Below are 18,670 nucleotides of genomic sequence, written 5' to 3'. Positions count from 1 at the left end.
CCTCGCCTTAGGGACCGACTAACCCTGCGTCGATTAACGTTGCGCAGGAAACCTTGGTCTTTCGGCGTGGGTGTTTTTCACACCCATTATCGTTACTCATGTCAGCATTCGCACTTCTGATACCTCCAGCAAGCTTCTCAACTCACCTTCACAGGCTTACAGAACGCTCCTCTACCGCATCACCCGAAGGTGATACCCGTAGCTTCGGTGTATGGTTTGAGCCCCGTTACATCTTCCGCGCAGGCCGACTCGACTAGTGAGCCTATTACGCTTTCTTTAAAGGGTGGCTGCTTCTAAGCCAACCTCCTAGCTGTCTAAGCCTTCCCACATCGTTTCCCACATAACCATAACTTTGGGACCTTAGCTGACGGTCTGGGTTGTTTCCCTTTTCACGACGGACGTTAGCACCCGCCGTGTGTCTCCCATGCTCGGCACTTGTAGGTATTCGGAGTTTGCATCGGTTTGGTAAGTCGGGATGACCCCCTAGCCGAAACAGTGCTCTACCCCCTACAGTGATACATGAGGCGCTACCTAAATAGCTTTCGAGGAGAACCAGCTATCTCCGAGCTTGATTAGCCTTTCACTCCGATCCACAGGTCATCCGCTAACTTTTCAACGGTAGTCGGTTCGGTCCTCCAGTTAGTGTTACCCAACCTTCAACCTGCCCATGGATAGATCGCCCGGTTTCGGGTCTATTCCCAGCGACTAGACGCCCTATTAAGACTCGCTTTCGCTACGCCTCCCCTATTCGGTTAAGCTCGCCACTGAAAATAAGTCGCTACCCATTATACAAAAGGTACGCAGTCACAGAACAAAGTCTGCTCCCACTGCTTGTACGCATACGGTTTCAGGATCTATTTCACTCCCCTCTCCGGGGTTCTTTTCGCCTTTCCCTCACGGTACTAGTTCACTATCGGTCAGTCAGTAGTATTTAGCCTTGGAGGATGGTCCCCCCATATTCAGACAAAGTTTCTCGTGCTCCGTCCTACTCGATTTCATGACTAAGAGATTTTCGCGTACAGGGCTATCACCCACTATGGCCGCACTTTCCAGAGCGTTCCGCTAATCTCAAAGCCACTTAAGGGCTAGTCCCCGTTCGCTCGCCACTACTAAGGGAATCTCGGTTGATTTCTTTTCCTCAGGGTACTTAGATGTTTCAGTTCCCCTGGTTCGCTCCATACACCTATGTATTCAGTGTAAGGTAACCATCTTATGATGGCTGGGTTCCCCCATTCAGACATCTCCGGATCAAAGTCTGTTTGCCGACTCCCCGAAGCTTTTCGCAGGCTACCACGTCTTTCATCGCCTCTGACTGCCAAGGCATCCACCGTATGCGCTTCTTCACTTGACCATATAACCCCAAGCAATCTGGTTATACTGTGAAGACGACATTCGCCGAAAATTCGAATTTCTCAACTAAGAGAACTCACAAATTTTACCTTAGCCTGATCCGTTACCAGTGAAAGTAACGTTCAGTCTATCTTTCTATCACATACCCAAATTTTTAAAGAACGATCTAATCAAAGACTAGAAATCAACATTCACCATCACAATGATGGAATGCTCATTTCTAAGCTTTCAAGACAGAAGCAGTTAGTGGTGGAGCCAAACGGGATCGAACCGTTGACCTCCTGCGTGCAAGGCAGGCGCTCTCCCAGCTGAGCTATGGCCCCGTATTTCTACAGGCGTTTCCCACACAAAATTGGTGGGTCTGGGCAGATTCGAACTGCCGACCTCACCCTTATCAGGGGTGCGCTCTAACCAACTGAGCTACAGACCCAATTTCGGGCTGCTTCTTTATCGTCTTCTTCAATGAATCAAGCAATTCGTGTGGGAACTTATGGAGCAGCTGATGTCGTCGATTAAGGAGGTGATCCAGCCGCAGGTTCCCCTACGGCTACCTTGTTACGACTTCACCCCAGTCATGAATCACACCGTGGTAACCGTCCTCCCGAAGGTTAGACTAGCTACTTCTGGTGCAACCCACTCCCATGGTGTGACGGGCGGTGTGTACAAGGCCCGGGAACGTATTCACCGCGACATTCTGATTCGCGATTACTAGCGATTCCGACTTCACGCAGTCGAGTTGCAGACTGCGATCCGGACTACGATCGGTTTTCTGGGATTAGCTCCACCTCGCGGCTTGGCAACCCTCTGTACCGACCATTGTAGCACGTGTGTAGCCCAGGCCGTAAGGGCCATGATGACTTGACGTCATCCCCACCTTCCTCCGGTTTGTCACCGGCAGTCTCCTTAGAGTGCCCACCATTACGTGCTGGTAACTAAGGACAAGGGTTGCGCTCGTTACGGGACTTAACCCAACATCTCACGACACGAGCTGACGACAGCCATGCAGCACCTGTCTCAATGTTCCCGAAGGCACCAATCTATCTCTAGAAAGTTCATTGGATGTCAAGGCCTGGTAAGGTTCTTCGCGTTGCTTCGAATTAAACCACATGCTCCACCGCTTGTGCGGGCCCCCGTCAATTCATTTGAGTTTTAACCTTGCGGCCGTACTCCCCAGGCGGTCAACTTAATGCGTTAGCTGCGCCACTAAGAGCTCAAGGCTCCCAACGGCTAGTTGACATCGTTTACGGCGTGGACTACCAGGGTATCTAATCCTGTTTGCTCCCCACGCTTTCGCACCTCAGTGTCAGTATCAGTCCAGGTGGTCGCCTTCGCCACTGGTGTTCCTTCCTATATCTACGCATTTCACCGCTACACAGGAAATTCCACCACCCTCTACCATACTCTAGCTCGTCAGTTTTGAATGCAGTTCCCAGGTTGAGCCCGGGGATTTCACATCCAACTTAACGAACCACCTACGCGCGCTTTACGCCCAGTAATTCCGATTAACGCTTGCACCCTCTGTATTACCGCGGCTGCTGGCACAGAGTTAGCCGGTGCTTATTCTGTCGGTAACGTCAAAACAGCAAAGTATTAATTTACTGCCCTTCCTCCCAACTTAAAGTGCTTTACAATCCGAAGACCTTCTTCACACACGCGGCATGGCTGGATCAGGCTTTCGCCCATTGTCCAATATTCCCCACTGCTGCCTCCCGTAGGAGTCTGGACCGTGTCTCAGTTCCAGTGTGACTGATCATCCTCTCAGACCAGTTACGGATCGTCGCCTTGGTGAGCCATTACCCCACCAACTAGCTAATCCGACCTAGGCTCATCTGATAGCGCAAGGCCCGAAGGTCCCCTGCTTTCTCCCGTAGGACGTATGCGGTATTAGCGTCCGTTTCCGGACGTTATCCCCCACTACCAGGCAGATTCCTAGGCATTACTCACCCGTCCGCCGCTCTCAAGAGAAGCAAGCTTCTCTCTACCGCTCGACTTGCATGTGTTAGGCCTGCCGCCAGCGTTCAATCTGAGCCATGATCAAACTCTTCAGTTCAAACATCTTTGGGTTTTTAAGAAACCCTAAACTTGGCTCAGCAATCGTTGGTTACATCTTTGATTTCTCGCGGAGTAACTTGTGATGCTGATAATCTTGTTGACTATCAGTCTGACTCCACAAGCACCCACACGAATTGCTTGATTCAGTTGTTAAAGAGCGGTTGGTTAAGATCTTTCGTCTCAACCGAGGCGCGCATTCTACAGCAGCCTCATTTGCTGTCAAGTGATTATTTTCAGAAGTTTTCAAAGTTTCCTTTGTAACTTCAACCACTTGCGCTTCCGATCTCTCGTTAGCGGGAGGCGAATTCTACAGCGTTACACGCTGCTGTCAACACCTCTTTTTCTCCGCTTTCGACCGAGAAGATCGAACCGTTAACAGAGCCAAACTACACCGCTCTATCAACTCCTTCTGGGCTTCGATGATCTGAAGTAACTCGCTGTCGAAACCTACATAACTCTTTGTTTACCAAGGAGTTTTCCGTTTCGACTGCGCCGGAAGTGGGGCGAATTATAGACTTCCAGAATCTGCCGTCAACACCTTTTTTCACAATACTGTCATATCGGTCAAAAAAGCCCGGAAAAGCAAAGGCCGGCCCCAAGGGGCCGGCCTTCTATTGCGCTAACTTACAAGCTGGGAAAGGCAAACTGCGACGCTTCATGGCTGGCCCGTTGCGGCCAACGCTGGGTAATCGCCTTGCGACGGGTGTAGAAACGCACCCCATCCGGTCCATAAGCGTGCAAGTCGCCAAACAGCGAACGCTTCCAGCCACCAAAGCTGTGATACGCCACCGGCACCGGCAGTGGCACGTTGACACCCACCATGCCCACTTCAATCTCGTCACAGAACAACCGCGCCGCTTCACCGTCACGGGTGAAGATGCAAGTACCGTTGCCGTATTCGTGATCATTGATCAGTTGCATGGCGGCTTCCAGGCTGTTCACCCGCACCACACATAGCACCGGCCCAAAGATCTCTTCTTTATAGATGCGCATCTCCGGCGTCACACGATCGAACAGACTGCCCCCCAGGAAGAAACCTTCTTCGTGACCGGCAATACTCAGGCCACGACCGTCGACCACCAGCTCAGCGCCCGAAGCCACCCCCTCTTCTATATAGCCACTGACTTTATCCCGCGCCTGCCCAGTCACCAGCGGCCCCATGTCCAACCCGCAGGAAGTGCCCGCACCAATCTTCAGCGCCTTGACCTGCGGCACCAGCTTGGCGATCAACGCATCCGCCACCTGGTCGCCGACACACACGGCAACAGAGATCGCCATGCAACGCTCACCACACGAACCATACGCCGCGCCCATCAAGGCACTGACCGCGTTGTCCAGATCCGCATCCGGCATCAGCACCGCATGGTTCTTCGCCCCGCCCAGCGCCTGTACGCGCTTGCCGCGTTTGGTGGCTTCGGAATAGATGTACTCGGCAATCGGCGTCGAACCCACGAAACTCAACGCTTTGACTTCCGGCGCTTCGATCAGTGCATCCACGGCGCCTTTGTCGCCGTGCACCACACTCAGCACGCCTTTAGGCAAGCCAGCTTCCTGCAACAGCTGTGCAATCAGCAATGTCGAACTTGGATCACGCTCCGACGGCTTGAGGATGAAGCAGTTGCCGCAGACGATCGCCAGCGGGTACATCCACAACGGCACCATGGCCGGGAAGTTGAACGGCGTAATGCCGGCCACCACACCCAGCGGCTGGAAATCAGACCAGGCGTCGATGTTCGGGCCGACGTTACGGCTGTACTCGCCCTTGAGGATTTCCGGTGCCGAGCACGCGTACTCCACGTTCTCGATCCCGCGCTTCAGCTCACCGGCCGCATCTTCCAGCGTCTTGCCGTGCTCTTCGCTGATCAGCTGGGAGATGCGCGCCTCGTTCTGTTCCAGCAATTGCTTGAAACGAAACATCACCTGGGCACGCTTGGCCGGCGGCGTGTTGCGCCACGCCGGGAAGGCTGCCTTGGCCGAGTCGATGGCAGTTTGAATGGTTTCACGGCTGGCCAACGGCACCTGGTGAATCACCTGGCCAGTCGACGGGTTGTACACGTCAGCCGTGCGACCGTTCTCGGTCACCAGTTGGCCGTTGATCAAATGCTGGATGAGGCTCATGCAGGGCTCCTGAAAAGTTGTTCTATATAGAAGGAGAAATCAGTCGATCTTGTTCAGCACTTCGCCGACCGCATCGAACAAGCGATCCAGGTCCTGCGGCTTGCTGTTGAAGGTTGGCCCGAATTGCAGGGTGTCGCCGCCAAAGCGCACATAGAAGCCGGCTTTCCACAGTGCCATGCCCGCTTCGAACGGACGCACGATCGCATCACCATCACGCGGCGCAATCTGGATCGCACCGGCCAGGCCATAGTTACGAATATCGATCACGTTCTTGCTGCCCTTCAGGCCGTGCAACGCATTCTCGAAATGCGGTGCGACTTCGGCCACGCTCTGCACGAGGTTTTCCTTCTGCAGCAGGTCGAGTGCCGCCAGGCCAGCCGCGCAAGCCACCGGGTGAGCCGAGTAGGTGTAACCGTGTGGGAATTCCACCGCGTACTCTGGCGTCGCCTGGTTCATGAATGTCTGATAAATTTCGGTGCTGGCAATCACCGCGCCCATCGGGATCGCGCCGTTGGTGACTTGCTTGGCGATGCACATCAGGTCCGGAGTCACGCCAAAGCTGTCGGCGCCAAACATCGAACCGGTACGACCGAAGCCGGTGATCACTTCGTCGAACACCAACAGGATGTTGTGTTGATCGCAGATCTCACGCAGACGCTTCAGGTAACCCTGCGGCGGCACCAACACGCCAGCGGAACCCGCCATCGGCTCAACAAACACCGCAGCGATGTTCGACGCATCGTGCAACTCAATCAGCTTGAGCAACTCATCCGCCAGGGCAATACCGCCCAGCTCCGGCATGCCACGGGAAAACGCATTGCTCGCCAGCAAGGTGTGAGGCAGATGGTCAACATCCATCAGGCCCTGGCCAAAGATCTTACGGTTACCGTTAACGCCGCCCAGACTGGTACCGGCGATGTTCACACCGTGATAACCACGGGCACGGCCAATCATCTTGGTCTTGGTCGCCTGGCCCTTCAGGCGCCAGTACGCACGCACCATCTTCACCGCAGTGTCGGCGCACTCGGAGCCGGAGTCGGTGAAGAACACATGGTTCAGGTTGCCCGGGGTCAGGTCGGTAATCTTTTCTGCCAGCTGGAACGACAAAGGATGACCGTATTGGAAGCCCGGCGAGTAGTCCAATGTGCCCAGTTGCTTGGCGACCGCTTCCTGGATTTCCTTGCGGGTATGCCCGGCGCCGCAGGTCCACAGCCCCGACAGCGAGTCGTACACCTTGCGCCCCTTGTCATCGGTCAACCAGCTGCCTTCGGCCGCCACGATCAGGCGCGGGTCACGATGGAAGTTACGGTTGGCGGTGTACGGCATCCAGTGGGCGTCCAGCTTCAATTGGCTGGCCAGGGTGGACGGAGCGTTTTCGGGCATGTTCATGAGCAAAACCTCGCAAGGCAAAAGGCAGCGTAGGGATTTGAAAAGCGTTGTTGCAGCTAAATTGCCACGGGGATAAAGTCGGTGAAATTCAACTCTTCTAACCTTCAGTCAGGCCTTCACTAAACTATGAGCAGCCGTCGACCCGACCCACTGGCCCAAGTCAGCGACTTCGATATCCGCTTGTTGCGCATCTTTCGCAGCGTGGTGGAGTGCGGTGGCTTCTCGGCGGCGGAAACCGTACTGGGGATTGGACGCTCGGCCATCAGCCAGCAGATGAGTGACTTGGAGCAGCGCCTTGGCCTACGCCTGTGCCAGCGTGGGCGTGCGGGTTTTTCCCTGACCGAGGAAGGACGCGAGGTGTATCAGTCAGCGCTTCAGTTACTCAGCGCACTGGAAAGTTTTCGCACCGAGGTCAACGGATTGCACCAGCATTTGCGCGGCGAACTGATCATCGGCCTGACCGACAACCTGGTCACCCTGCCCCACATGCGCATTACCCACGCCTTGGCGCAGTTGAAGGAGCGGGGGCCGGACGTGCAAATCCAGATCCGCATGATCGCCCCCAATGAAGTGGAACAAGGCGTGCTCGATGGCCGCCTGCATGTCGGCGTAGTCCCCCAGGCAAGCGCCTTGTCGGGCCTCGAATACCAGCCGCTGTACAGCGAACGCTCGCTGCTTTACTGCGCGGTCGGCCACCCGCTGTTTTATGCCGACGACAAGCAACTGGACGATGAGCGCATCAACAGCCAGGACGCCATCGCCCCGACCTTCCGCTTGCCGGCCGATATCCAGGCTCACTACCAGGCACTCAATTGCACCGCCAGCGCCTCGGACCGCGAAGGCATGGCCTTCCTGATCCTGACCGGCCGCTACATCGGCTACCTGCCCGATCACTACGCCAGCCTTTGGGTACAACAAGGCCGACTGCGCGCGCTGAAACCGGCCACGCGTTTTTACGACTTGAGCCTCGCTTCGGTCACGCGCAAGGGCCGTCGCCCTCATTTGGTGCTGGAAAGCTTCCTCGAAAGTTTGGCCGCAACGCGCTAGCACGGGCCTCACATGAAAACCTGAGCAACTGGACAGCTTTTTGCAAGGCATGGGGACCTAGAACCGTCAGCCATGAGTTACCACGCCATGCCGCCAGAATCCTCCAGCCCCAGCGACCTGATCTACGGCCTCAACGACCGCCCCAAACCACTGCCCGCCTTGCTTGCTGCATTGCAGCATGTGTTGGCTGCCTTTGTCGGCATCATCACCCCGCCGCTGATCATCGGCTCCACCCTGGGCCTGACCGCCCACCTGCCCTACCTGATCAGCATGGCATTGATGGTTTCCGGTGTAGGCACCTTCATCCAGGCGCGTAGGCCGTTCGGGATTGGCGCCGGGATGATCTGCCTGCAAGGCACCAGCTTCGCGTTTCTCGGCGCGGTGTTGTCGGCGGGGTTTCTGGTCAAGCAACGGGGCGGCAGCCCGGAAGACATCCTGGCGATGATTTTCGGCATTTGCTTCTTCGGCGCTGCAGTGCAGGTGATATTGAGCCGCTTTATCGGCCAACTCAGAAGAGTGATCACGCCACTGGTCACCGGGATTGTCATCACCCTGATAGGTATCAGCCTGATCAAGGTCGGCATCACTGACTTGGGCGGCGGCTTCAACGCGCCGGACTTCGGCGCCCCGACCAACCTGGCGCTCGGCCTGTTCGTGGTGTTGACGATCATCCTGCTCAACCGCTCGAACACGCCGTGGGTTCGCCTCAGCGCGATCATCATCGGCCTGGCGCTAGGCAGCCTCGCCGCATGGCTCAGCGGCAAACTCGTCCCACAAGCCCTGCCTGACTTGCCATTGATCAGCCTGCCTACACCGTTCCACTTTGGTTTCAACTTCGACTGGAGCGCTTTCCTGCCGGTGGCGCTGATTTATCTGATCAGCACCATCGAAACCGTCGGCGACCTCACCGCCAACTGCATGATCGCCCGCCAGCCCATCAGCGGTCCTTCCTATATAAGCCGGCTCAAGGGTGGCGTGCTGGGTGATGGCATCAGTTGCATGATCGCCGCCACCTTCAGCGCCTTTCCCAACACGACGTTCGCCCAGAACAACGGTGTGATACAACTGACCGGAGTCGCCAGCCGTTACGTCGGCCTGTACATCGGCGTGGTGCTGTTTTGTCTCGGAATGTTTCCACTGATTGGCGCGGTGCTGCAACAAATTCCCAAGCCGGTGCTGGGCGGCGCGACCCTGGTGATGTTCGGCAGCGTGGCCGCCGCCGGCGTGCGCATCCTCGCGCAGGCACCGCTGGATCGGCGCAGCATGCTGATCATCGCCACATCGTTCGGCGTGGGCCTGGGGATCGCCGCCCAGCCAAACCTGCTGCACCTGATGCCCACCCTGGTGCAGAACCTGTTCGACTCGGCCATCACCAGCGGCGGCCTGACCGCCATTGTGTTGTGCCTGTTGCTGCCTGAACCCAAGGCCACTGCGGATGCCGCAAACCGGGCATTGGAAAGCGACACTCTGGAACCGCTTTGACGGTTTTATCGTATCGGGACTTGTCTGGGGCTTGAGGGTGGGTTATCTGTGCACACGTCGTCTTCATCGATCTGCACGGAAACCTCCATGAGCCTCGAAGTTCCTGCCCACAGCAACCACGCCGGAAAACCTGCAAGCCGCATTCGCCAAAAGAACGAACAAGCGATTTTGCAGGCCGCCGAAGACGAGTTCGCCCGTCATGGCTACAAAGGCACCAGCATGAACACCATCGCGGCGAGTGCCGGGTTGCCGAAAGCCAACTTGCACTACTACTTCACCAACAAGCTGGGGCTGTACATTGCCGTGCTCAGCAACATCCTCGAATTGTGGGACAGCACGTTCAACACGCTGACCGCCGAGGATGACCCGGCCGCCGCCCTGACCCGCTACATCCGCACCAAGATGGAATTCTCGCGGCGCCAGCCACAGGCCTCGCGCATCTTCGCGATGGAGATCATCAGCGGCGGTGAATGCCTGACCGAATATTTCAGCCAGGACTATCGCGCCTGGTTCAGCGGCCGTGCGGCGGTGTTCCAGGCCTGGATCGACGCCGGCAAGATGGACCCCGTCGACCCGGTACACCTGATCTTCCTGCTGTGGGGCAGCACCCAGCATTACGCCGACTTTGCCACGCAAATCTGCCGCGTGACCGGGCGCACCAAGCTGACCAAGCAAGACATGGAAGACGCCGGCACCAACCTTATCCACATCATTCTCAAAGGCTGTGGCATCAAGCCCGCCCTCTAAACGAAGTTACCCATGCCTTTCACGCTTACCGGCTTTTGCGAATTTCGCGAAGAAATTCGCAAAAGCCGCTTCATTACCCTCGCCGCCCCCATCGCCAGCCCACAGGACGCCCAGGCCTTCATCGACCAGCACAGCGACCTGAACGCCACGCACAACTGCTGGGCCTGGAAACTCGGCGATCAATACCGCAGCAACGATGATGGCGAACCCGGCGGCACCGCCGGGCGACCGATCCTGGCCGCGATCGAAGCGCAGGATTGCGACCAGGTCGTGGTGCTGGTGATCCGCTGGTACGGCGGCATTCAACTGGGCACCGGCGGCCTGGCCCGCGCCTATGGCGGCGGCGCCAACAAATGCCTGCAAGCAGCCGAGCGCGTCGAACTGATCAAACGCGTGCCGCTGAGTTGTTCCTGTGGTTTTGCCGAGCTGCCGCTGGTGAAGTTACGGGTGGCCGAGTTGGGCGGGCTGGTGACAGAAGAAATCTTCACCGCCAATGGCGTCGACCTGCAATTGGCTCTCGGCGAAGCACACATCGACACGTTGCAAACCCAACTCGCCGACCTGAGCCGCGGACGCATTCTGCTGCAGCGCTGAAACTGCCCACATCTACTGTGCACCTGCCTGTGGATAACCTGAGTACACCCGCCTGTAACCCTTCTGTCACAAGGGTTTCAGGCGGTTGTTCAGTTTTTGCTCAACCCACCACACTAAAGTATTAATCCAGCTCAAAAACAGTCAGTTAGCCGGGTTATGTCCTTTAGAACAAAGGGCCGCAGCGCTTATATCCACCGATCACGCTTGCGCACAATTCCTGTGGAGCAACCTGTGGATAACCCGTGCAAGAGTGACCCGGCGGCAGAGCCCGCAACGCCCCGGCACAACTGATCATTTTTTAATCAATTTGCAGCTCGGCCCACCGGCATTAATTGCGCTATCGCCCACAGCACTTCAAACACCACGACGATCACCAACACTGTACTGGCACCGTGGGCGAGCGCGTAAATCTGCCAGGTCGCAAACAGCACTCGGCCAGCAGCGTCATAGCGACCAAACATCGCCTGGGGATCGCGGATTCGCAGCACCGACCACACGCAGACAATCGAGCCCATCAGGTTGGCCATCAACCTATGCACAGGCGCGAACGGCGGCAGCTCGCCGGGCAGGTTCAGCGCCACCAGGGCGTTATGCAGCAGGTCAAACGTCCAGGGTGTGACCAGCGCGGCGGTGACGATCAGGTCATACCAGCCGCTGGCCCGGACCAGTCGGCGGTATTGATGTGCAGTCCACATAGCAGCAAGCTCCTTCAATTCAAGAAGCCAGCAGGCTAAAGCCTGGAGTATGCTCAAGGGTCAAGCCCTCCAGAGCTCTCTACATGCGTATCGGCGAATTAGCCCAGGCCAGCCAGGTCAGCCGCGACACCCTGCGCTTCTACGAGCAGCGCGGGTTGATTGCCGCGCAACGCAGCGCCAACGGTTACCGTGACTACCCCGCCGACATGCTGCAGTTGGTGCTGTACATCAAGACCGCCCAGCGCCTGGGCTTCAGCCTCAGTGAAATTGGCAACAGTGTCGGCGCATTGTGGCAAGCTCCAGACCCCGACAGCGCCGTCACCCAACTGCTGCAAGACAAGCTCAACCTGATCGAAACCCGCATCACTGAACTCGAACAACTGCGCCAGGAGTTGCAACAACGACTCGGGCAACGTTGCCCACTGACCCCGTGAACCTCCACCGTCAAAGGAAGCCATTCATGTCTACGTCAAAAACCGCACTGATTATCGGCGCCTCCCGGGGCCTCGGCCTTGGCCTAGTCAAGCAACTGCTGGCGGACGGCTGGGAGGTGACCGCTACCGTGCGCGACCCGCAAAAGGCCGATGCGTTGAAGGCCCTGGGCCCGGTGCAGATCGAAAAGCTCGACATGGATGATCAACAGGCCGTGATCGCCCTGAGCCAGCGTCTCAAGGAGACAACCTTCGACCTGCTGTTCGTCAACGCCGGGGTCAAAGGTCCCGCCAATCAGGAGCCGGGCCACGCCACCCTGGCTGAAGTCGGCCAACTGTTTTTCACCAACGCCGTGGCGCCGATCAACCTGGCCCAGCGTTTTGTCGGGCAGATCCGCCCGGACACCGGCGTGCTGGCCTTCATGAGTTCGATCCTGGGCAGCGTCACTATCCCCGACGGCTCGGACCTGGCCCTGTACAAAGCCAGCAAGGCCGCCCTCAACTCCATGACCAACAGTTTTGTCACCCAGTTGGGCGATCAAAAACTGACCGTGTTGTCGTTGCACCCGGGCTGGGTGAAAACCGACATGGGCGGCGAAAACGCGCACATCGACGTGCCTACCAGCGTCCGCGGCCTGGTCGACCAGGTGAATGCCTACACCGGCAAGGGCGGCCATCACTTTGTGGACTACAAGGGCGACACTATCGCCTGGTAAAAACACCAGGATCGTTATCGGCGGATTGCCGTCGATAACGATCCACACGTAAACTGCGCACCTCGCCCTCCCCGGCGACCCTGGATCAGCAGACAGGGCAACACTGAGCTGGCAAACCTGAACCCATCATTCAGAGGAGCCGGCCAATGCCTGCGACCCGTATCTGGTTAAAAAACCCCCTCGCGATTTTCACTGCCAATGGCCTCGATGCCCGTGGCGGCCTGGTGCTGCAAGACGGTGTCATCACCGAAGTGCTGGGCTGGGGCCGAGAACCCGCCGTGCCCTGTGGGCAAGTGTTTGATGCCCGTGAGCATGTGGTGCTTCCGGGGCTGATCAACACCCACCATCACTTCTACCAAACCCTGACCCGCGCCTGGGCTCCGGTGGTTAACCAGCCGCTGTTTCCCTGGTTGAAAACCCTGTACCCGGTGTGGGCCCGCCTCACCCCGGAAAAACTCGCGCTCGCCTCCAAAGTCGCCCTCGCTGAATTGCTGCTCTCGGGCTGCACCACCGCGGCAGACCACCACTACCTGTTCCCTGACGGCCTTGAACAGGCGATCGACGTGCAAGTCGACAGCGTGCGGGAACTGGGTATGCGCGCTATGCTCACCCGCGGCTCCATGAGCCTGGGCGAGGCCGATGGCGGGCTGCCACCGCAGCAAACCGTGCAACAAGGCGAAGTGATTCTGGAAGACAGCCGCCGCCTGATCCGCCAGTACCACGAGCGCGGCGACGGCGCGCAAATCCAGATTGCCCTGGCGCCCTGCTCCCCGTTTTCCGTCACCCCGGAAATCATGGAAGCCAGCGCCGAACTGGCGAATAACCTCGACGTGCGCCTGCACACGCACCTGGCGGAAACCCTCGACGAAGAAGACTTCTGCCTGCAGCGTTTCGGCCTGCGCACCGTGGATTACCTCGACAGCGTCGGCTGGCTCGGCCCACGCACGTGGCTGGCCCATGGCATTCACTTCAACCCCGAAGAAATCGCACGCCTTGGTGCCGCCGGAACCGGGATATGCCATTGCCCGAGTTCCAACATGCGCCTGGCTTCCGGCATATGCCCGACCCTGGACCTGCTCGCCGCCGGCGCACCGATTGGCCTGGGCGTGGACGGTTCGGCGTCCAACGATGCGTCGAACATGATCCTGGAAACGCGCCAGGCGTTGTACATCCAGCGCCTGCGTTACGGGGCCGAGAAGATCACCCCGGAGTTGGTGTTGGGTTGGGCTACAAAGGGTTCGGCGCAGTTACTTGGCCGCAGCGACATCGGCGAACTGGCCGTCGGCAAACAAGCCGACCTGGCGCTGTTCAAACTCGATGAGCTGCGCTTCTCCGGCAGCCACGATCCGATCTCGGCACTGCTGCTGTGCGGCGCCGACCGGGCGGACCGGGTGATGGTCGGCGGCAAATGGCGGGTGATCGACGGACAGGTCGAGGGCCTGGATCTGAAGGGCTTGATTGCCGATCACAGCCAGGCAGCGCGGGAATTGATCAACCGGATCTAAGCCAGGCACAGATCAAATGTGGGAGCCGGGCTTGCCCGCGATGCAGGCACCTCGGTCTTTCAGTTGCACCGAGGTGATGCTATCGCAGGCAAGCCAGCTCCCACATTTGATCAGCGGTGTACTCAGGAACGGTTACAACCCCAATAGCGACAACATGATAAACGTCGCAAACAACACAAAGTGGGTCATCCCTTCGATGGCGTTGGTTTCGCCATCGTTGAGGTTGATCGCGCTGACGATCAGCGTGATAAACACCATCACGGTCTGCACCGGTGTCATCGCCATTTGAAACGGCTGGCCGGTGTACAAGGCCATGGCTTCCATCACCGGCACGGTCAAAATCACCGTCGACAGCGACGCCCCCAGCGCGATGTTCACCACCGACTGCATGCGGTTGGCCAACGCTGCGCGCAACGCGGTCAAAATCTCCGGGGCGGCGGAAATCGCGGCCACGATGATCGCCGTAATCACCGGTGGAGCGCCCGTGCCCTCCAGGCCCAGGTCGAGGGTCTTGGACATCACCTCGGCCAACGCGCCAATCACAATCACGCCAAACACCAGGGTCCCGATGGAGAACGCCAGGTTGATCGGCGGCGACTCGTCTTCCGGCTGTTTCTTGCGGCGTTTTTCCGGATAGCTGTAGCTGAAGAAATAACTGTGGGGCCCCACCTGCATCCGCAGAAACAGGGTGTAGAGCACCACCATCGCACCGATGGTGAAGGCCGAGTAAATTTTCCAGTCCGCCTCGGGGATAAACTCCGGCACCACCATCGACACGCCCATGGCGGTAAGGATCATCACGCTGTAGGTCCGTGCCGAATCGTCGTTGTAGGACTGTTCGCCATGCTTGATCCCACCCATCAGCGCCGCCAGGCCGAGGATGCCATTGATGTCGAGCATCACCGCCGAATAGATGGTGTCCCGCACCAGGGTCGGCGACGGCTCGTTGCTCATCATGATCGCCAGAATCACCACTTCCACCAGCACGGCGGCGAGGGTCAGGATCATGGTGCCGTAGGGATCACCGACTTTTTCCGCCAGTTGCTCGGCGTGGTGAGCCACGCGCATCGAGGCCACGACGATAAAGCCGATCAGCGCCACGCCGCCCAGCAGCGCCACCATCTGCCCGCTGTGCAGCATCCAGTGCTCCAGCGGGTATGCGGCGATGGCGGCAATCAGCGCCAGCAGCATGAATTTTTCTTGCTTGATTGATGTGAGCATTGCAGGCCTTTTATACGCGGCGAATCCGTCATTGATGGGGTACAGACTGCACCGCGCCGCTAACGTTTCGTTACACCTTAGTTCACGCACCGCTTGCACGACGCCCGCGGATGCTCACCGCTTGGTCAGGTTTTACCGATTATTTCGGCGTGCGCCTGTAGAATGCCGCCATTGCACCTGATGAGAATTTATAAATGTACGATTGGCTCAACGCCCTGCCCAAGGCTGAATTGCACCTGCACCTGGAAGGCTCGCTGGAGCCTGAGCTGCTGTTCGCCCTGGCCGAACGCAACAAGATCGCGCTGCCGTGGAACGACGTCGAAACCCTGCGCAAGGCCTACGCCTTCAACAACCTGCAAGAGTTTCTCGACCTCTATTACAAGGGCGCCGATGTACTGCGCACCTCCCAGGACTTCTACGACCTGACCTGGGCCTACTTGCTGCGCTGCAAGGCGCAGAACGTGATCCACACCGAACCGTTCTTCGACCCGCAGACCCACACCGACCGTGGCGTGCCCTTCGAAGTGGTGCTCAATGGCATCGCCGCCGCATTGAAAGACGGCGAGCAGCAACTGGGCATCACCAGCGGTTTGATCCTCAGCTTCCTGCGCCACTTGAGCGAAGAGGAAGCCGAGAGAACCCTCGACCAGGCGCTGCCATTCCGTGACGCGTTCGTGGCCGTGGGCCTGGACAGTTCGGAAATGGGCCACCCGCCGAGCAAGTTCCAGCGCGTGTTCGACCGTGCCCGTCACGAAGGTTTCCTGACCGTCGCCCACGCCGGTGAAGAAGGGCCGCCGGAATACATCTGGGAAGCCATCGACCTGCTGAAGATCCAGCGTATCGACCATGGCGTACGCGCCATTGAAGACGAGCGCCTGATGCAACGGATCATTGATGAGCAGATCCCGCTGACGGTGTGCCCGCTGTCCAACACCAAGCTGTGCGTGTTCGACGACATGTCCCAACACAACATCCTCGACATGCTTGAGCGTGGGGTGAAGGTCACGGTGAACTCGGATGATCCGGCGTACTTCGGCGGTTATGTCACCGAGAACTTCCATGCGCTGTACACCTCCCTGGGCATGACCCAGGACCAGGCCAAACGCCTGGCGCAAAACAGCCTGGATGCGCGGTTGGTCAAGCCTTAACTACCGACCGATGCGGCAAGCCGGGCAATTTCCAGTTGCCCGGCCTCACTGACCTGCAACGCCTGGGACTCATTGATCACACTGACCCAGCTCGACTGCATGCACAGTTGCAACAGCGCGGCCCCCAACGCACCGCCCAGGTGCGGCTGCTGTTCGCTCCAATCAAAACACTCACACACGATCGGCTGCACCAATGCCTGGGTGAAAATCCCCAGCGCCGCGAGTTTGCGGGAGCCGTATGGTGTCACTTCCGTACGCTGCTCCTGATGCTCGATCCAGCCGGCCGCCATCATCCGTTGATACACACCCGCTGCCAGTTCGCCGCCCAAATGCCCCTGGCAAAGCCTCGCCCGCCGCAACCCGGCAGGCGCGATCAGTGACCGGGTATGAGTCGGCGTATTGCGGGCGACACTGGCCATGGTGGTACAGGCCAGTGCATCCACGGCGGCTCCCACATCGGCGGCAGCCACACGAAAGAAGCGTTTGCCGCTCCGGGCTTCGACGCGCAGCAGGCCGCCGGCCGTCAATCGCGTCAAATGGGCATTGGCCGAGGCCGGGGACAGCCCCGCAAGTAGAGCCAATTCATCGGAGGGTTTGGCCGAGCCGTCCATCAACGCCCACACCATCGCGGTACGTTTGGGGTCGGCCAATAATGTTGCGATCTGACTGATGCAAGGTGCCTGTTCCATGTGCTCATTCACTCCCTGTTAAAGCATTGGTCTGCTGCGGTTCGCGCAAAAGTATAAGCGTGAAAACGCCGGGTTCCGTGCCGTCTTACAGCACAACCAACGACAGAGGCTGAAGGAAACTTCCCGATATTCCCGGGGTTATGGTGTAGAAGCCGACCGCTCCGGCAACTGCGCAGTCAATGTCGCACAACGGGCAACGAGCATTTCCCGCAGAAGATTGATCGGCTTGCTCAGTTGCGCGCGATGGGCGCACAACAGGTTGAGGGGCGTACGCTCGCCCCGCAGCTCCGGCAGGATCAGGCGCAGGCGCCCGGCCAGCACATCGCTGCTCACATCCAGCCAGGACTTATAAGCAATACCGACCCCGGCCACCGCCCAGCGCCGCACCACATCGGCGTCATCACTGAAGCGGTCGCCGGTTACGGTCAGGCTGACGTCGCGTTTGCCATCGTTGAAACCCCAATGGTCGTGCACCCGACTGCCGAGCATATACAGCAGGCAATTGTGCTGGGTCAGTTGCTCCAGATGACGAGGCTCGCCGTGTCGCGCCAGGTAGCTGGGCGCGGCGCAGAGCACGCGGTAGTTGTCCGGGGCGATGGGCAGCGCGATCAGGCTGGAGTCTTCCGGCTCGCCATAGCGCAGGGCGATATCCACCGGCTGACGGAACAGGTCGGCAATCCGGTCGCCCAACAGCAGACGCACGCTCAGCTCGGGGTACTCGCGCTGAAATTCATCCAGCCAGGGCAGCAGCTGGTTACGCCCGAAGTCCGACGGCGCCGACAGTTGCAGCACCCCGCTGACTTGATCCTGGCCACTGGCCAATAACCGCCGGCCTTCATCCAGGCTGCTCAAGGCCGCCCGGGCGTACTCCAGAAAGCCCTCGCCCTCGGCCGTCAGGCGCAGGCTGCGGGTAGAGCGCGCCAGCAACCGCGCGCCCAGTTGCTGCTCGATGCGCTTCAACGCCGCGCTGGCCACCGCCGCCGACATGTCCATGACCCGCGCTGCAGCCGAGAGGCTGCCCAGGTCTGCGGCGCGCACAAACAACTGCAAATCGTCGAAACGCAGCATCCCGGCCCCATTATCAAAAAAACATTGAAAGAGACTGCTCTTTTAGCGGGTTTTATCTTCGAGAGAAATAGCCAATCATCTGTCCATCCCGTTCATCACGTGTCTGGAGTCGAATATGTCCGCTGCCTTTAACGTCATCGCCACGCTGATCGCCAAACCCGGCCAACAGGCCACCCTGGAAACCCTGCTGCGCGAGCTGCTGGAACCGACGCGCGTCGAAGCCGGCTGCCAGCAATACGACCTGCACCAGGATCTGCAACACCCCGAGACCTTCTACATGCTCGAACGCTGGAGCGACGACGCCGCGCTGGCCGACCACGACCAGAGCGCCCATATCCAGAATTTCCGCGCCAAGGCCGCCGACGTACTCGAGCATTTCGAACTCAAGCGCCTGAAGTTTCTTGCCTGATCAACCGAC

General features: G+C 58.6%; 15 protein-coding genes, 2 tRNA genes and 2 rRNA genes. 9 read left to right on the top strand and 10 right to left on the bottom strand.

Translation table 11 applies throughout. The features are described 5' to 3' along the window. From MUM_RS0122035 to MUM_RS0122010, 6 genes are all read right to left on the bottom strand, one after another. Window positions 1-1,351: ribosomal RNA gene (locus MUM_RS0122035) — 23S ribosomal RNA — on the bottom strand; the annotation flags it as partial. A gap of 246 nt (window positions 1,352-1,597) precedes the next feature. Continuing rightward, window positions 1,598-1,673, bottom strand: a tRNA-Ala gene (locus MUM_RS0122030). A gap of 30 nt (window positions 1,674-1,703) precedes the next feature. After that, window positions 1,704-1,780, bottom strand: a tRNA-Ile gene (locus tag MUM_RS0122025). 83 nt (window positions 1,781-1,863) lie between these two features. After that, window positions 1,864-3,400 (bottom strand): 16S ribosomal RNA (locus tag MUM_RS0122020). 626 nt (window positions 3,401-4,026) lie between these two features. Next, a complete protein-coding gene (locus MUM_RS0122015; RefSeq protein ID WP_010174134.1) occupies window positions 4,027-5,520 on the bottom strand; it encodes a CoA-acylating methylmalonate-semialdehyde dehydrogenase in 1,494 nt (497 codons plus the stop codon). Window positions 5,521-5,559: 39 nt separating this feature from the next. After that, window positions 5,560-6,909 carry an aspartate aminotransferase family protein gene (locus tag MUM_RS0122010; protein ID WP_010174133.1) on the bottom strand — a complete coding sequence of 450 codons (1,350 nt, stop codon included), beginning with the start codon at window positions 6,907-6,909 and terminating at the stop codon, window positions 5,560-5,562. Between the two features lie 126 nt (window positions 6,910-7,035). Here MUM_RS0122010 and MUM_RS0122005 point away from each other — a divergent pair, with 126 nt between their 5' ends. The 4 genes from MUM_RS0122005 to MUM_RS0121990 all read left to right on the top strand — a co-directional run bounded on the left by MUM_RS0122005 (window position 7,036) and on the right by MUM_RS0121990 (window position 10,779). Further along, window positions 7,036-7,956 (top strand): LysR family transcriptional regulator, encoded by a 921-nt coding sequence (locus MUM_RS0122005; protein ID WP_010174131.1) that lies wholly within the window; start codon window positions 7,036-7,038, stop codon window positions 7,954-7,956. Between the two features lie 87 nt (window positions 7,957-8,043). After that, complete coding sequence (locus MUM_RS0122000) at window positions 8,044-9,438, top strand: uracil-xanthine permease family protein (protein ID WP_010174129.1); 1,395 nt, start codon at window positions 8,044-8,046, stop codon at window positions 9,436-9,438. An 87-nt stretch (window positions 9,439-9,525) separates the two neighbouring features. After that, window positions 9,526-10,185 carry a TetR/AcrR family transcriptional regulator gene (locus MUM_RS0121995; RefSeq protein WP_010174127.1) on the top strand — a complete coding sequence of 220 codons (660 nt, stop codon included), beginning with the start codon at window positions 9,526-9,528 and terminating at the stop codon, window positions 10,183-10,185. A 12-nt stretch (window positions 10,186-10,197) separates the two neighbouring features. Further along, window positions 10,198-10,779, top strand: a complete 582-nt coding sequence (locus MUM_RS0121990; RefSeq protein WP_010174125.1) for an IMPACT family protein — start codon at window positions 10,198-10,200, stop codon at window positions 10,777-10,779. Between the two features lie 302 nt (window positions 10,780-11,081). Here the strand turns inward: MUM_RS0121990 and MUM_RS0121985 are convergent, their stop codons facing one another. Continuing rightward, window positions 11,082-11,474: a hypothetical protein gene (locus MUM_RS0121985; RefSeq protein ID WP_010174123.1), complete on the bottom strand. Its 393-nt coding sequence runs from the start codon at window positions 11,472-11,474 to the stop codon at window positions 11,082-11,084. 83 nt (window positions 11,475-11,557) lie between these two features. On the opposite strand from MUM_RS0121985, the gene MUM_RS0121980 reads away from it, so the two are divergent. The 3 genes from MUM_RS0121980 (at window position 11,558) to MUM_RS0121970 (ending at window position 14,126) form a co-directional block, all read left to right on the top strand. Further along, window positions 11,558-11,908: a MerR family transcriptional regulator gene (locus tag MUM_RS0121980; RefSeq protein WP_010174121.1), complete on the top strand. Its 351-nt coding sequence runs from the start codon at window positions 11,558-11,560 to the stop codon at window positions 11,906-11,908. Between the two features lie 26 nt (window positions 11,909-11,934). Further along, window positions 11,935-12,621: an SDR family oxidoreductase gene (locus MUM_RS0121975; RefSeq protein WP_010174119.1), complete on the top strand. Its 687-nt coding sequence runs from the start codon at window positions 11,935-11,937 to the stop codon at window positions 12,619-12,621. A 146-nt stretch (window positions 12,622-12,767) separates the two neighbouring features. After that, window positions 12,768-14,126 carry an 8-oxoguanine deaminase gene (locus MUM_RS0121970; protein WP_010174117.1) on the top strand — a complete coding sequence of 453 codons (1,359 nt, stop codon included), beginning with the start codon at window positions 12,768-12,770 and terminating at the stop codon, window positions 14,124-14,126. Window positions 14,127-14,258: 132 nt separating this feature from the next. Here MUM_RS0121970 and MUM_RS0121965 read toward each other — a convergent pair whose 3' ends face one another. Continuing rightward, a complete protein-coding gene (locus MUM_RS0121965; RefSeq protein WP_010174114.1) occupies window positions 14,259-15,347 on the bottom strand; it encodes a calcium:proton antiporter in 1,089 nt (362 codons plus the stop codon). A gap of 194 nt (window positions 15,348-15,541) precedes the next feature. Here MUM_RS0121965 and MUM_RS0121960 point away from each other — a divergent pair, with 194 nt between their 5' ends. Next, window positions 15,542-16,495: an adenosine deaminase gene (locus tag MUM_RS0121960; protein WP_010174112.1), complete on the top strand. Its 954-nt coding sequence runs from the start codon at window positions 15,542-15,544 to the stop codon at window positions 16,493-16,495. On the opposite strand, the gene MUM_RS0121955 is transcribed toward MUM_RS0121960, so the two are convergent. Together MUM_RS0121955 and MUM_RS0121950 are read right to left on the bottom strand one after the other, a co-directional pair. Next, entirely contained in the window at window positions 16,492-17,184 is a 693-nt protein-coding gene (locus MUM_RS0121955) for an ArsR/SmtB family transcription factor (RefSeq protein WP_010174111.1), read from the bottom strand. The genes MUM_RS0121960 and MUM_RS0121955 overlap by 4 nt on opposite strands. A 138-nt stretch (window positions 17,185-17,322) precedes the next feature. Then, window positions 17,323-18,252: a LysR family transcriptional regulator gene (locus MUM_RS0121950; RefSeq protein ID WP_010174108.1), complete on the bottom strand. Its 930-nt coding sequence runs from the start codon at window positions 18,250-18,252 to the stop codon at window positions 17,323-17,325. A gap of 115 nt (window positions 18,253-18,367) precedes the next feature. Here MUM_RS0121950 and MUM_RS0121945 point away from each other — a divergent pair, with 115 nt between their 5' ends. Next, the gene (locus MUM_RS0121945) at window positions 18,368-18,661 is read left to right on the top strand and encodes a putative quinol monooxygenase (RefSeq protein WP_010174107.1); all 294 of its coding nucleotides are present in this window, start codon (window positions 18,368-18,370) and stop codon (window positions 18,659-18,661) included. The last annotated feature ends 9 nt before the right edge of the window (window positions 18,662-18,670 follow it).

Origin of the sequence: Pseudomonas sp. PAMC 25886, from assembly GCF_000242655.1 — a bacterium.
Lineage (GTDB): Bacteria > Pseudomonadota > Gammaproteobacteria > Pseudomonadales > Pseudomonadaceae > Aquipseudomonas.
This window is presented reverse-complemented; position numbering and strand designations above follow the sequence as displayed.

What these genes read in the sequence shown, in the direction of transcription:
- MUM_RS0121985 (WP_010174123.1), bottom strand. Translation starts at nt 11,474, where the DNA reads ATGTGGACTGCACATCAATACCGCCGACTGGTCCGGGCCAGCGGCTGG.
- MUM_RS0122000 (WP_010174129.1), top strand. Translation starts at nt 8,044, where the DNA reads ATGCCGCCAGAATCCTCCAGCCCCAGCGACCTGATCTACGGCCTCAAC.
- MUM_RS0121945 (WP_010174107.1), top strand. Translation starts at nt 18,368, where the DNA reads ATGTCCGCTGCCTTTAACGTCATCGCCACGCTGATCGCCAAACCCGGC.
- MUM_RS0121995 (WP_010174127.1), top strand. Translation starts at nt 9,526, where the DNA reads ATGAGCCTCGAAGTTCCTGCCCACAGCAACCACGCCGGAAAACCTGCA.
- MUM_RS0121950 (WP_010174108.1), bottom strand. Translation starts at nt 18,252, where the DNA reads ATGCTGCGTTTCGACGATTTGCAGTTGTTTGTGCGCGCCGCAGACCTG.
- MUM_RS0121990 (WP_010174125.1), top strand. Translation starts at nt 10,198, where the DNA reads ATGCCTTTCACGCTTACCGGCTTTTGCGAATTTCGCGAAGAAATTCGC.
- MUM_RS0122010 (WP_010174133.1), bottom strand. Translation starts at nt 6,909, where the DNA reads ATGAACATGCCCGAAAACGCTCCGTCCACCCTGGCCAGCCAATTGAAG.
- MUM_RS0121955 (WP_010174111.1), bottom strand. Translation starts at nt 17,184, where the DNA reads ATGGAACAGGCACCTTGCATCAGTCAGATCGCAACATTATTGGCCGAC.
- MUM_RS0122015 (WP_010174134.1), bottom strand. Translation starts at nt 5,520, where the DNA reads ATGAGCCTCATCCAGCATTTGATCAACGGCCAACTGGTGACCGAGAAC.
- MUM_RS0121965 (WP_010174114.1), bottom strand. Translation starts at nt 15,347, where the DNA reads ATGCTCACATCAATCAAGCAAGAAAAATTCATGCTGCTGGCGCTGATT.
- MUM_RS0121960 (WP_010174112.1), top strand. Translation starts at nt 15,542, where the DNA reads ATGTACGATTGGCTCAACGCCCTGCCCAAGGCTGAATTGCACCTGCAC.
- MUM_RS0121975 (WP_010174119.1), top strand. Translation starts at nt 11,935, where the DNA reads ATGTCTACGTCAAAAACCGCACTGATTATCGGCGCCTCCCGGGGCCTC.
- MUM_RS0121970 (WP_010174117.1), top strand. Translation starts at nt 12,768, where the DNA reads ATGCCTGCGACCCGTATCTGGTTAAAAAACCCCCTCGCGATTTTCACT.
- MUM_RS0122005 (WP_010174131.1), top strand. Translation starts at nt 7,036, where the DNA reads ATGAGCAGCCGTCGACCCGACCCACTGGCCCAAGTCAGCGACTTCGAT.
- MUM_RS0121980 (WP_010174121.1), top strand. Translation starts at nt 11,558, where the DNA reads ATGCGTATCGGCGAATTAGCCCAGGCCAGCCAGGTCAGCCGCGACACC.